Annotated in this window: 10 protein-coding genes; 9 read left to right on the forward strand and 1 reads right to left on the reverse strand. The window is 72.6% G+C overall.

Features of this window, described 5'->3' with window-relative positions:
- Position 1: 1 nt before the first annotated feature.
- From IH61_RS0118805 to IH61_RS0118820, 4 genes are all read left to right on the forward strand, one after another.
- A complete protein-coding gene (locus IH61_RS0118805; RefSeq protein ID WP_031071202.1) occupies positions 2-880 on the forward strand; it encodes a TatD family hydrolase in 879 nt (292 codons plus the stop codon).
- A gap of 51 nt (positions 881-931) precedes the next feature.
- Positions 932-1,813 carry a 16S rRNA (adenine(1518)-N(6)/adenine(1519)-N(6))-dimethyltransferase RsmA gene (gene rsmA, locus IH61_RS0118810; protein WP_031071205.1) on the forward strand — a complete coding sequence of 294 codons (882 nt, stop codon included), beginning with the start codon at positions 932-934 and terminating at the stop codon, positions 1,811-1,813.
- A complete protein-coding gene (locus IH61_RS0118815; protein ID WP_031071208.1) occupies positions 1,810-2,733 on the forward strand; it encodes a 4-(cytidine 5'-diphospho)-2-C-methyl-D-erythritol kinase in 924 nt (307 codons plus the stop codon). Before rsmA ends, IH61_RS0118815 begins: the two co-directional genes overlap by 4 nt.
- 99 nt (positions 2,734-2,832) lie before the next feature.
- Entirely contained in the window at positions 2,833-4,665 is a 1,833-nt protein-coding gene (locus IH61_RS0118820; RefSeq protein WP_031071210.1) for an ABC-F family ATP-binding cassette domain-containing protein, read from the forward strand.
- 48 nt (positions 4,666-4,713) lie between these two features.
- Here IH61_RS0118820 and IH61_RS0118825 read toward each other — a convergent pair whose 3' ends face one another.
- Positions 4,714-6,612 (reverse strand): FUSC family protein, encoded by a 1,899-nt coding sequence (locus tag IH61_RS0118825; protein WP_031071212.1) that lies wholly within the window; start codon positions 6,610-6,612, stop codon positions 4,714-4,716.
- Positions 6,613-6,945: 333 nt separating this feature from the next.
- Here IH61_RS0118825 and IH61_RS42985 point away from each other — a divergent pair, with 333 nt between their 5' ends.
- From IH61_RS42985 to IH61_RS0118850, 5 genes are all read left to right on the forward strand, one after another.
- A complete protein-coding gene (locus tag IH61_RS42985; protein ID WP_051837395.1) occupies positions 6,946-7,539 on the forward strand; it encodes a hypothetical protein in 594 nt (197 codons plus the stop codon).
- A 45-nt stretch (positions 7,540-7,584) separates the two neighbouring features.
- The gene (locus tag IH61_RS46025; RefSeq protein ID WP_031071215.1) at positions 7,585-9,246 is read left to right on the forward strand and encodes a WXG100 family type VII secretion target; all 1,662 of its coding nucleotides are present in this window, start codon (positions 7,585-7,587) and stop codon (positions 9,244-9,246) included.
- Positions 9,247-9,395: 149 nt separating this feature from the next.
- Complete coding sequence (locus IH61_RS0118840; protein WP_234327240.1) at positions 9,396-10,622, forward strand: S8 family serine peptidase; 1,227 nt, start codon at positions 9,396-9,398, stop codon at positions 10,620-10,622.
- 17 nt (positions 10,623-10,639) lie between these two features.
- Positions 10,640-11,860: a type VII secretion-associated serine protease mycosin gene (gene mycP / locus IH61_RS0118845; protein WP_031071219.1), complete on the forward strand. Its 1,221-nt coding sequence runs from the start codon at positions 10,640-10,642 to the stop codon at positions 11,858-11,860.
- A 121-nt stretch (positions 11,861-11,981) separates the two neighbouring features.
- Positions 11,982-12,382, forward strand: a 401-nt coding sequence (locus IH61_RS0118850; protein WP_031071221.1) for an MFS transporter, incomplete at its 3' end; no start/stop codon positions are given.

The following is a 12,382-nucleotide window of genomic DNA, read 5'->3' on the forward strand; positions in this document are numbered from 1 at the left end:
CATGGCCAAGAAGGACGACGACCGGTCGACCCCGCCGCCGCTGCCGGAACCCCTGGCCGTGGCGGTGGCCGACTCGCACACCCACCTGGACATGCAGTCCGGCACCCCGGAGGAGGGGCTGGCCCGCGCCGCCTCCGTCGGCGTCGCCACCGTCGTCCAGGTGGGGTGCGACGTGCCCGGCTCGCACTGGGCCGCCGAACTGGCGGCCCGGTTCGAGCAGGTGCACGCGGCCGTCGCCCTCCACCCCAACGAGGCCCCGCGGATCCACCTGGGGGATCCGGACGGCTGGTCCGGGCAGAAGCGCCAGGCCGGGGGCGCGGCCGCGCTGGACGCCGCCCTCGCCGAGATCGACGCGCTGGCCGCCCTGCCGCACGTCCGCGCCGTGGGCGAGACGGGCCTGGACTACTTCCGCACCGGGCCCGAGGGCGTGGAGATCCAGAAGGAGTCCTTCCGCCGGCACATCGAGATGGCCAAGCGGCACGGCAAGGCCCTGGTCATCCACGACCGCGACGCCCACGAGGACGTCATCGCCCTCCTGCTGGAGGAGGGCGCCCCCGAGCGCACCGTCTTCCACTGCTACTCCGGCGACGCCGAGATGGCCAAGACCTGCGCGGAACACGGCTGGTACCTCTCCTTCGCCGGCCCCGTCACCTTCAAGGCCAACCAGCCCCTGCGCGACGCCCTCACCGCCACCCCCCTCGACCGCGTCCTCGTCGAGACCGACGCCCCCTTCCTCACCCCCCACCCCTACCGCGGCCGCCCCAACGCCCCGTACCTCATCCCGGTGACGGTCCGCTCCATGGCTGCCACCCTGGGGCTGCACGAGGACGAGCTGTCCGCCGCCATCGCGGAGAACACGGCCCGGGCCTTCGGCTACTGAGCCGGGGCCTTCCGGTCGGGCCGACACCCTCCGCGCCGATATCCTTGGCGGGTGAGCACCACCGAACCCACCCCTGACAGCCACCTGCTGGGCGCCGCCGACATTCGGGAGCTGGCGGCCGCGTTCGGCGTGAAGCCGACCAAGCAGCGCGGGCAGAACTTCGTCATCGACGGCAACACCGTGCGGCGGATCGTCCGTGCCGCCGAGGTGACGGAGCAGGACGCGGTGGTGGAGGTCGGGCCGGGGCTCGGGTCGCTGACGCTGGCGCTGCTGGACGTCGCGCGGCACGTGACGGCGGTCGAGATCGACCCCGTGCTGGCGCGCCACCTGCCGGACACCGTGGCCGGGCGGATGCCGGGCAAGGCGGACGCCTTCGACCTGGTGTTCAGCGACGCCATGGAGGTCACCGAGCTGCCCGGGCCGGCGCCGACCGCGCTGGTGGCCAACCTGCCGTACAACGTGGCCGTGCCCGTCCTGCTGCACATGCTGGCGACCTTCCCCAGCATCGAGCGGACCCTGGTGATGGTGCAGAGCGAGGTCGCCGACCGGCTCGCCGCCAAGCCGGGCAACAAGGTGTACGGCGTCCCGTCCGTGAAGGCCAACTGGTACGCCGACGTGAAGCGGGCCGGCGCCATCGGGCGCAACGTGTTCTGGCCCGCCCCCAACGTCGACTCCGGGCTGGTCTCGCTGATCCGCCGCGAGCCGCCGAGGACCACCGCCAGCCGTACGGAGGTGTTCGCGGTGGTCGACGCCGCGTTCGCCCAGCGGCGCAAGACCCTGCGGGCCGCCCTGGCCGGCTGGGCCGGCTCCGCCGCCGGTGCCGAGCAGGCGCTCGCGGCCGCCGGGATCGACCACAAGCTGCGCGGCGAGATGCTGACGGTGGAGCAGTTCGCCGCGATCGCCGAGCACAAGCCCGCGAAGGACGCCGAGTGATCACCGTACGGGTGCCGGCCAAGGTCAACGTCCAGCTGGGGGTCGGCGGTCTGCGCGCCGACGGCTTCCACGACCTGGCGAACGTCTTCTTCGCGGTCGCGCTGGGCGACGAGGTCACGGCTCGTGCGGGCGAGGGCGTCACCCTGACCTGCACCGGGCCCGACGCCGCCGCCGTCCCGCTGGACGACAGCAACCTCGCCGCCCGCGCCGCCCGGCTCCTCGCCGCCCACCACGGCCTCGCCGACCCCGGCGTGCACCTGCACATCGCCAAGGCCATCCCCGTCGCCGGCGGCATGGCCGGGGGCAGCGCGGACTGCGCCGCCGCGCTGGTCGCCTGCGACGCGCTGTGGCAGCTGGACACCCCCTTCGAGACGCTGCTGGAGCTGGCCGCCGAACTCGGCTCCGACGTGCCGTTCGCCCTGCTCGGCGGCGTCGCCCTCGGCCGCGGCCGGGGCGAGATCCTGGAGCCGCTGCCCGTCACCGGCACCTTCCACTGGGTGTTCGCGGTGGCCGAGGGCGGCCTGTCCACCCCCGCCGTCTTCCGCGAGTGCGACCGGCTGCGGGAGGAGGCGGGCACCGGCTCCGGCGAGGCGCACGTCCGCACGCCCGACGCCGATCCCGCGCTGCTCGCCGCGCTCGCCGAGGGCGACGCCGTCGCCCTGGCCGCCGCCCTCGCCAACGACCTGCAGCCCGCCGCGCTCTCGCTGCGCCCGTCGCTGGCCGCCACCCTGCGGGCCGGCACCGAGGCCGGTGCGCTGGGCGCGCTCGTCTCCGGCTCCGGACCGACCTGCGCGTTCCTCGCCAAGGACGCGGACGCGGCCACCGCCGTCGCCGAGGCGCTGCGGGCCTCCGGCACCTGCCGGACCGCGCACGCCACGTACGGGCCGGTGCCGGGGGCCTCGGTCGTGGCGCAGGGCTGATCGCCGGGCCGACTAGGCTGGGGTGGATCGGGGTGTCCCCGAGGCAGGGGCGGGCCGCGTGCCCGCCCCGCAACCGCCGAACCCAGGAGCGCAGCACACGTGGCCGTCAACCTCGCCACCATCGAGTCCGTCACGAAGGTCTACGGCACCCGCGCCCTGCTGGACGGAGTCAGCCTCGGAGTCAGCGAGGGCGACCGGATCGGCGTGGTCGGGCGCAACGGCGACGGCAAGACCACCCTCATCCGGATGCTCGCCAAGCTCGAGGAGCCGGACGGCGGCCGGATCACCTGGAACGGCGGCCTCGAACCGTCCGTCCTCACCCAGCACGACTCCCTCGACCCGAAGGCCACCATCCGGCACGAGGTCATCGCCGGCCGCGCCGACCACGAGTGGCTCGGCGACGCCCGCATCCGCGACATCATCGAGGGCCTCTTCGGTGGCCTCGACCTGCCCGGCTTCGCGGACGGCCTGGACACCGTCATCGGCCCGCTCTCCGGTGGCGAGCGCCGCCGGATCGCCCTCGCCAAGCTGCTGCTCGGCTCGCCCGAGCTGATCATCCTCGACGAGCCCACCAACCACCTCGACGTCGAGGGCATCAACTGGCTCGCCCAGCACCTCCAGAAGCGCCGCTCCGCGCTCGTCTGCGTCACCCACGACCGCTGGTTCCTCGACCAGGTCTGCACCCGGATGTGGGACGTCCAGAACGGCGAGGTGCACGAGTACGAGGGCGGCTACTCCGACTACGTCTTCGCCCGCGCCGAGCGCTCCCGCATCGAGGCCGTCGAGGAGCAGAAGCGCCAGAACCTGGCCCGCAAGGAGCTCGCCTGGCTGCGGCGCGGCGCCCCCGCCCGTACCTCGAAGCCGCGCTACCGCATCGAGGCCGCCAACGCGCTCATCGCGGACGTGCCGGAGCCGCGCGACAAGAGCGAGCTGATGAACTTCGCCAACGCGCGGCTCGGCAAGACGGTCTTCGACCTGGAGAACGTCACCGTCAAGGCCGGGCCCAAGCTGCTGCTGGAGAACCTCACCTGGCAGCTCGGCCCCGGCGACCGGATCGGCCTGCTCGGCGTCAACGGCGCCGGCAAGACCTCGCTGCTGCGGGCGCTGCGGGACGCGTACACCTCGGAGGGCGACGTCCAGCCGGACTCCGGTGTGGTCAAGGTCGGCAAGACGGTGCGGCTGGCGTACCTGTCCCAGGAGGTCGCGGAGCTGGACCCGGCGATCCGGGTGCTCCAGGCCGTCGAGCAGGTCCGCTCGCGCGTCGATCTCGGCAAGGGCCGGGAGATGAGCGCCGGGCAGCTGTGCGAGCAGTTCGGCTTCGGCAAGGACAAGCAGTGGACGCCCGTCGGCGACCTGTCCGGTGGCGAGCGGCGCCGGCTGCAGCTGCTGCGGCTGCTGATGGACGAGCCCAACGTGCTGTTCCTCGACGAGCCGACCAACGACCTCGACATCGAGACGCTCAACCAGCTGGAGGACCTGCTCGACGGGTGGCCCGGCTCGATGATCGTCATCAGCCACGACCGGTTCTTCATCGAGCGGACCACCGACGTGGTGCACGCGCTGCTCGGCGACAAGCGGATGCGGATGCTGCCGGGCGGCGTCGACGAGTACCTGGAGCGCCGGGCGCGGATGGCCGCCGAGGCGGCCTCGGCCGCCGCCGCTGCCGCTCCGACCGCTTCCTCCGCCTCGGGCGCCTCGGGCGCCGAGCCCGGACTCTCCGGCGGGGACCTGCGGGCGGCGAAGAAGGAGATGCAGAAGATCGAGCGGCAGATCGCCAAGCTGGACGAGAAGGAGTCCAAGCTGCACGCCCAACTCGCCGAGCACGCCGCCGACTTCTCCAAGGTCGCGGAGCTGGACGCCCAGCTGCGGGGCGTGCGGGAGGAGAAGGAGGAGCTCGAGATGAGCTGGCTGGAGCTGGCCGAGCAGGTCTGAGGGCCGGGCCGAGTAGTTCTGAGAGCCTGGCCGGGCAGGTCTGACGACCTAAGCCCTGTCCGGGCGACGGTCGTTCTCGGCGAGGAGCGTTTCGAGCTCCTCGGCGGCCCGGGCCAGCACACTGCGGTCCGGGTCGTGGGGCGCCGTCGGACGGGCCGCGGCGTGCAGCGGCGGGCGGTGCGCGCGGGCGGCGGCCGTCAGCTCGTCCAGCGCCCCGCGGACCCGGTCGATCTCGGCCGGGTCCGGCGTGCGGCCCCCGTAGCGGATCTGCGCCGTGTACGCCGCCACCGCGCCGCCCAGCCGCTCCAGCGCGGCCGTCGCCGGCAGCCACTGTTCGGCCAGGCGCCCCGTGGGCGGCGGCTCGGACAGGCCCTGGCTCACCTCCTGACGGGCGTCCGCGAGCGCCCGGTACGCCGTACGGCGCAGCCACACCTGGGCCTCCCCGGCACCGCCCGTCGCCGCGTCCAGATAGGCGCGCAGCGCGGTCGCGGCCGCCACCAGCCGGGGCTCGATCCGGTGACGCGGGCGCTCCGGCCACAGCAGGTACCCGAAGACCAGCACGATCGCGCTGGCGAGCGCCGTGTCCAGCACCCGGGGCCAGAACTCGGCGGCGCCGCTCTGGCCGCCCAACTGCAGCAGGACCAGCGCCATCGGGGTCATCACCACGGTGTTCAGCCCGTAGTGCGCGGCCGTCGCGTACGGGAGCAGGGCGACGCACCCGGCGGCGATCACCGTCAGCGCCCACTCGTCCGTGGTGAGGGAGAGCAGCGCGGCCGTCACCGCCACGCCGAGCACCGTGCCGACCGAGCGGCTCACCGCGCGCAGGAACACCGAGCCGAGGTCCGGCTTGAGGACGAAGGCGATCGTCATCGGAACCCAGTAGCTCTTGCTCAGCGGGTAGTTGGCGGTCACCGCCTCGCCGACCGCGATGCACAGCGCCACGCGCAGCCCGTACCGGGAGGAGGCCCCGGACAGCGGGCGCGCCCGTAGCCGCCACGGGTCCGGCGGGGGAACGGGGGCGGTGTCCAGGTGCGCCTCGCGTCCGGCCACCGTGTCGGCAGCGGCGCGCAGGGCCGCGTCCAGGGCCTGCCGGGCCGGGGTGTCCGGCTGCCAGTCGGGCACGGTGACGTCGGCGGTGCCGTGGCGCAGGGTCTGCGCCAACCGTACGGGGACGGCGGCGACCTCGGGCGGGACCGGACGGGAGGCCCACAGCAGCCCGGTGGCCGCCTCGGTGGCGGCGAGGGCCGCCTCGTACATCCGCTGCAGGCGGCCGTGGCCGTGGCCGTGTCTCGGGAGGAGGTCCTGCAACTGGTTCAGACGGGCCGTCAGCACCTGCCGGGAAGCCGCCGCCTGCGGCGTTCCCAGGTCGGCGAGGGTGCGGCCCAGCGCCTCGTACGCGGTGGCCAGCGCGCGGAGCCGCGGGTCGGCCTCCGGCCGCTGCCGGGCGCCGGCGGGCAGACCGAGCACGAGGACCAGGACGGCGCCCACCGGCATCATCGGCGCCGCCGCCCACCACGGATGCGGCAACGGCATGCCGCTGCCCAGCGCCGCCGACACCAGCAGCAGCATCCCGGCCGCCGACCCGCGCGGGCCCGTCGCGCTCAGCGCGCCCGAGACGAACGCGGTCAGCGTCAGCGCGGCACCGAGAACGAGAACCGAGACCCCGGCGTGCTGGAGCGCCGTGCCGACCAGCATGCCCAGCGCGGAGGCACAGACGGCGGTGCCGATCCGGGCAGTACGGAGGCGCAGCGGCTCGACCCGGTCGTTCATCGTCGCGTGCATCGCCCCGAGACCCGCGAACACCCCGAGATCCAGCCGGTGGGTCAGCAGACCGACGGCGAGGGGCACCGCCATGCCGACGGCCGCGCGCAGCATCAGGGCCAGGGGGAGGGGCGGCCGGGCGGGGCGTGCGGCGCGGGCCCACCAGGGGGAGTGCGGAGGAAGCAACGAGTCACGTCCGTTCTGCGGCCTCGGGTCGCTGCTGTGCGACATTGCGCGGCAGATGGGGCGTACCCGGCCATTCTAGCCGGGGGTGGCCGGGGGTGGCCGGGGGTGGCTGGGGCCGGTGTTCGTGTCAAGTTCGTACCGATCGTGCACGGCGGGCCGAGGCCCCTGCCGGGACGACGGGGGTGATGGCTACGATGACGGAGGCGCAATTTGCCCACAGGGCGGGCGGGTTCGCCGTTTTGCTGGACGAGTGATGCGTAGACGGTGTGTTGCGGAGCGCGGCCCCCGGGGTGTCCCGGAGCGGCGGTCCGCACGGGGGAGGGGTGAACCGCTGTGGCAGATCCGGACAAGGTGCTCGGGGACTGGGAGAGCAAGCCGCCGAAGCCGGTGGCTCCGTCGGAGCCGGGGGGCTCGGCAGACGATGCGCCGTACCTGCTGGAGAGTCAGATCGTCATCCCCATGGGGGTGCCCATCTACGGCGGGACCAAGGTCAACGTCGCTCCGGTCGTCAGCACGGGGCAGACGGACACCAGCGCCAAGCAGTTGGTGGACGCCTTCGGCAAGCACGACGTCAAGGTCGAGATCGACACGCTGACGACGTTCGCGAAGAAGATCGAGGCCCTGCTGCTGGCCATGGAGGGGTCCCCGGCTGCGCCGTACAAGGTGCAGCAGCAGAAGGTGGAGGGGGTGCACCTCGGCGAGGGCTTCACCGAGGCGACGGCTCTGACGGGGGCCTACGACAAGGTGCACAAGGAACTCGCCAGGCTGCATAAGGACTTCGCGTCGCAGATCCAGGCGATGAAGGAATCGGTCTCGAAGTCGGCGGGGCGTTATGCGGCCAACGAGGACCATACGACGGCGGCACAGAAGGCGGTCGCGGCGAACACAGGTGGGAGTGCGTCGAAGCCGACTGAGGTCGACCTCTGATGGTGGCCAGGGCCGGCGAGGTACGGGGAGACGGGGAGTAGGCATTTGTCAGGCGCAACGAACTTCGAGAAGAACTCCCACCAGGAGCTCTTCGCCATGGTCTCGGGAACGGATCCCGCGACAGTGCTGGCCCGTAGTCAGCAGCTCCAAGCGGCCGGACGCGTGCTGAATGAGCTGAGTGCAGCGCTCAAGTCGCATCTGGGAAACGTTAATTGGGACGGTCAGGCCGGGGAGCACTTCAAAACCTGGGCCGGCAACCTCCAGCAGTCCGCCGAGAAACTGAGCGCCTACGCGGCGAATGCCGGCAACGCCATGCACCAGGCCGGCGAGGTGCTCAGCAGTGTCAAGGCGGGTATGCCGCCGGTACCGTCGGATGCCCAGAATTGGGTGACACAGCGCGGCAAGCAGACGGTCGACGCGCAAGCGGTCAAGGACTACCTGATGTTCAGCCCGAAGCAGCAGCGCACGCCGGGCCCAGCCACCACCAGTGAGATCGACGCGGCCATGCGCCGTTCCGTCGGTGACAAGTGGGTCACTGAGTCGCAGGCCATGGCCGGAACGCGCGAGCTCTACATGGCGCGCCAGGAAGCCATCCACCAGATGGAGAAGCTGAGTCAGGCGTACTCGGCGGCGACGACGACGCTGAATGGGCTCGGCGACAACGTGGTGCTGCCGGGGACGCCTGGCGCGGACGCTGACAGGCACGGCGCGGACACGTACTCAGGCGGTGGTGGTGGCTATGCGGGTTCGGGAGGAGCCCTTCGCTACCCGCGATCAAGTGGTGGCAGTACGGGCGGCAGCTACCACGCGTCCGCCGCCAACTACGGTGGCGGCTCCGCCTCCTACCGCGAACCGGGGACGACTGCCTGGGAGCCGACCTCGGGGGGCGCGGGGTCGATCCCGTCGCACGGTGGCGGGCAGCTGCCGTCGGCGCCGCAGGACGCGGGCACGGGGGGATCGTCGTCCTCGCCGTCCGTCCCGATCGACCCCACCGGCACGGGCCTCGACAGCCTGCCGCCCTCGTCGACCTTGCCCAACCCGACGATTCCGGGCAACGGTCCGTTCGTTTCGGACGGTCCGGGCGGTTCCACCCCCGTCTACCCGGGCGGGCCCAACACCCCCGGCAGCGGGCCGGGGATGCCGGGAATTCCGACGGGTGGGCAGGGCGGCCTGGCGTTCCCGGTCGGGGGCGGCGGTGGGGCCATCCCGGTGAAGAACAGCGGTTCGGGCTCCGTACGGCCGGGTCCGTTCGGTGGTGGTCGGGGGACAGGGAACCCTGTGACACCTCCGCTTCCCGCCGGAAGAGTGTTCGGTCTCAACGAGGCCGGGCCCGTTGGCGGCAGCCGGGGCGGCATGCCCATGGGCGGGATGCACCCCGGCATGATGGGCGGTCACGGAGGCGGTGGTGGTGGCGGTCGCTCCGGCGGCAGGGGGTTGACCTCCACCCCAGGCGGTGTGGTCGGCGGCCGCAAGGGTCCTGCCGCCGGTGGTGAGTTCACGCCGGGAGGTACGGGCCTGCGCAACCGTGCGGGCGCGGGAGTGGGCGAGGGCGCTGCACGGGGACAGGGCGGAATGATGGCCCCGGGCATGGCCGGCCATGGCGGCCACAGCGAGCGCGAGCGTCGCAAGCGTGCCGACTACCTGCACGAGGACGAGGAGACCTGGACCAACGGTACGCCGTACAGCAACCCGGACGTGATTGAGTAGGACGGCACCGTCTGCCCGGTCGCTGGGCTCGCCCAGCGACCGGGCAGACCCGTTTGGGCGGGTTTCCGGCCGATGGAGAGATAGGCGAAGAGCTGGTGATGGGGCGGAAAAGCGGGCGGGTGCGTCGACGGGCAGTCGCTGGGGCGTTGGTGGCAGCGGCGGTGGTGGTCGGTCCGGTTGCCGGGCCGGCCGTCGCTGAGGACACGATCCGTCAGCAGCAGTGGTATCTGGAGGCGATGCATGCGCCGGAGATGTGGAAGACCTCCACGGGGCAGGGTGTCACCGTTGCGGTGATCGATGGCGGCTTCAGCATGGAACACCCGGATCTGGCAGGGCAGTTCCTCCCAGGTAAGGACTTCAGCGGCAGTGCGGGCGGAGTGGGCACAGACGCCACCGGGCACGGTACGGGGATGGCCAGCCTGATTGCCGGGACAGGCAAGGGCAAGGGGGGAACGGGCGCGCAGGGGCTGGCTCCTGGCGTGAAGATCCTCCCCCTGAAAATCGACAACGGTTCCGTCGGACAAGGGGCGTTGGTCTCCTCCGCGTTCCTCGGGCAGATGGGTGAGGCCATCACCTATGCGGTGGATCAGGGAGCCAGGGTTGTCAGCATCTCGCAGGGTATGAACGCGGTTGTTCCGCTGCCCGAAGAAGTGGCCAAGCTGAACGGTGTCATCGCTGCAGCGAAGGCGAAGGGCGCCCTCGTCTTCGCGAGTGTCGGGAACGATGCGAAGGATGGCAATCCGGTCGAGTACCCAGGCGGTCTCCCGGGCGTGGTCGGGATCGGGGCATTCGACCAGAACGGAACGGTGACGGAGGAGTCCACGCACGGGCCGCAGGTGAGTTTGGTGGCCCCGGGCAAGGACATGATCGCTGCTTGCACCTCGCCCACCGGCTACTGCAAGAGCCACGGCACCTCCGACGCGACCGCGCTGGCCTCGGCGTCCGCGGCGCTGGTCTGGTCGGTGCATCCGGACTGGACGGGGAATCAGGTCCTGCGGGTGTTGATCAACACCGCTGGCAAGCCGAAGGACGGTTCGAACCGAACGGATGACGCGGGTTGGGGCGCGGTGCGTCCGCGGATCGCGCTGACGACTCCTGGAGACCCCGGCCCGGCGGATGTGTCGCCGCTCCCGAATGAGACGGCCAAGCCGACGGCCCCCGCACCTTCGCCGAGCGGGTCGGCGACGGCGAGTGTGCCGTCGCAGGGCTCCAGTGGCACGCCGGTGGCGCCGCCGAAGGCTGATGCATCGTCGGGTTCGGGCGGGAGCGCGCTGCCTATCGTCGGTGGTGTGGTGGCGGGCCTGGTGGTGGTCGCGGGTGTGGTCTTCGTCGTGGTGCGGCGGCGGAAGGCTGCCGTTTACCCGCCGAACCCGTAGACCGGGAACGGGGAGTCGTGAAGCGTTGGCGGGCTGCGGTCGGAGCGCTGGCGGCGGCGACAGTCGCGGTCGGTCCGGCCGTCGGCCCGGCCTTCGCCGACACGATTCGGCAGCAGCAGTGGCACCTGGAGGCGATGCACGCGCCGGAGATGTGGAGGACCACCGAGGGGCAGGGCGTCACCGTCGCCGTGATCGACGGCGGGTTCGATCTGCAACATCCGGACCTGGCAGGCCAGTTCCTCCCGGGCAGGGACTTCGGCGGCAGCCCAGGCGGGGTCGGGTCCGACCCGGACGGGCACGGCACCGGGATGGCCGGCCTGATCGCGGGGACGGGCAAGGGTCTGGGCGGGACGGGGGCCCACGGTCTGGCGCCGGGTGTGAAGCTCCTCCCCCTCAAGATCAACAACGGGGCGGTCGAGTCACTCGTCCCCTCCGACTTCACGGGACAGCTCTCCGCAGCCATCACCTACGCGGCAGACCGGGGCGCCAAGGTCGTGAGCATCTCGCAGGCGATGAGTGAGGCGGTTCCGTCACCGGAGGATGTGGCCACGTTGCGGGGCGCCGTCGCCGCCGCACGGGCGAAGGGCGTGCTCGTGGTCGCGAGTGTCGGCAACGACGCTCGGAAGGGCAATCCGGTCGAGATCCCGGCAGCTCTGCCAGGTGTCGTCGGCGTCGGGGCGACCGATCGGGACGGAGCGGTGACGGACGAGTCCGGGTACGGGCCGCAGGTGGTCTTCGTGGCCCCGGGGAAGGATCTGATCGCTGCCTGCACCGCGTCCTCCGGCTACTGCAGGAGTCACGGCACCTCGGATGCGACGGCCCTGGTGTCCGCTTCGGCCGCGCTGCTGTGGTCGGCGCATCCGGACTGGTCGGCGAACCAGGTTCTGCGGGTGCTGATCAACACGGCCGACGGGCCGAAGGGCGGGTCCGCCCGTACGGACCGCCTCGGATATGGCTCCGTGCGGCCGTGGATCGCCTTGGCGGCTCCGGGCGATCCCGGCCCGGCGGATCTTCCGCCCCTCCCGATCGCTGAGGCCGCACCTTCCACCACACCCTCCACCGCGCCGAGTTCGGTGGCGGCCGCGACCCCCGGCAGCGCGCCGAAGGCCGATGCGTCGTCGGGTCCCGGCGGGAGCATCCTGCCGATCGCCGCAGGCGCGGTGGCGGCCCTGGCCGTGGTCGCGGCCGTGGTGTTCGCCGTGCTGCGGCGGAGGCGTGGGTCGACCGCCGCGCAGTAGCGCAGCATCAGCACAGCCCCGCCCGGGTGGTCGCGCGTGGGGGCGCGGGCCCGGGCGTTCGCACCGGGGTCACCCGGGTGGGGGCTGGTGGGCGGTGCGGCGGGGTCGGGAGGGTGGCGGTATGAGTGCGGAGGATGGGCAGGTGCGGCGGGCGGCGGTGGCCGCGTTGGTCGGGACGGCGATCGAGTTCTACGACTTCTTCATCTACGGGACGGCGGCGGCGCTGGTTTTCGGGCCGGTGTTCTTTCCCGGGCTCGGCGCGGTGGGGGCGTTGTTGGCGGCGTTCTCGGTGTACGCGGTGGCGTTTCTGGCGCGGCCGTTGGGGGCGGTGGTGTTCGGGCATTTCGGGGACAGGGTGGGGCGGTGGGCGGTGTTGGTGGTGTCGCTGCTGTTGATGGGGGTGGCGACGGCGCTGGTGGGGGTGTTGCCGGGGTTCGGGGCGTGGGGGTGGTGGGCGCCGGGGGCGCTGGTGGTGCTGCGGGTGTGTCAGGGCGTGGGGTTGGGCGGGGAGTGGGGCGGGGC

Origin of the sequence: Streptomyces sp. NRRL WC-3742 (assembly GCF_000720635.1) — a bacterium.
GTDB lineage: Bacteria > Actinomycetota > Actinomycetes > Streptomycetales > Streptomycetaceae > Kitasatospora.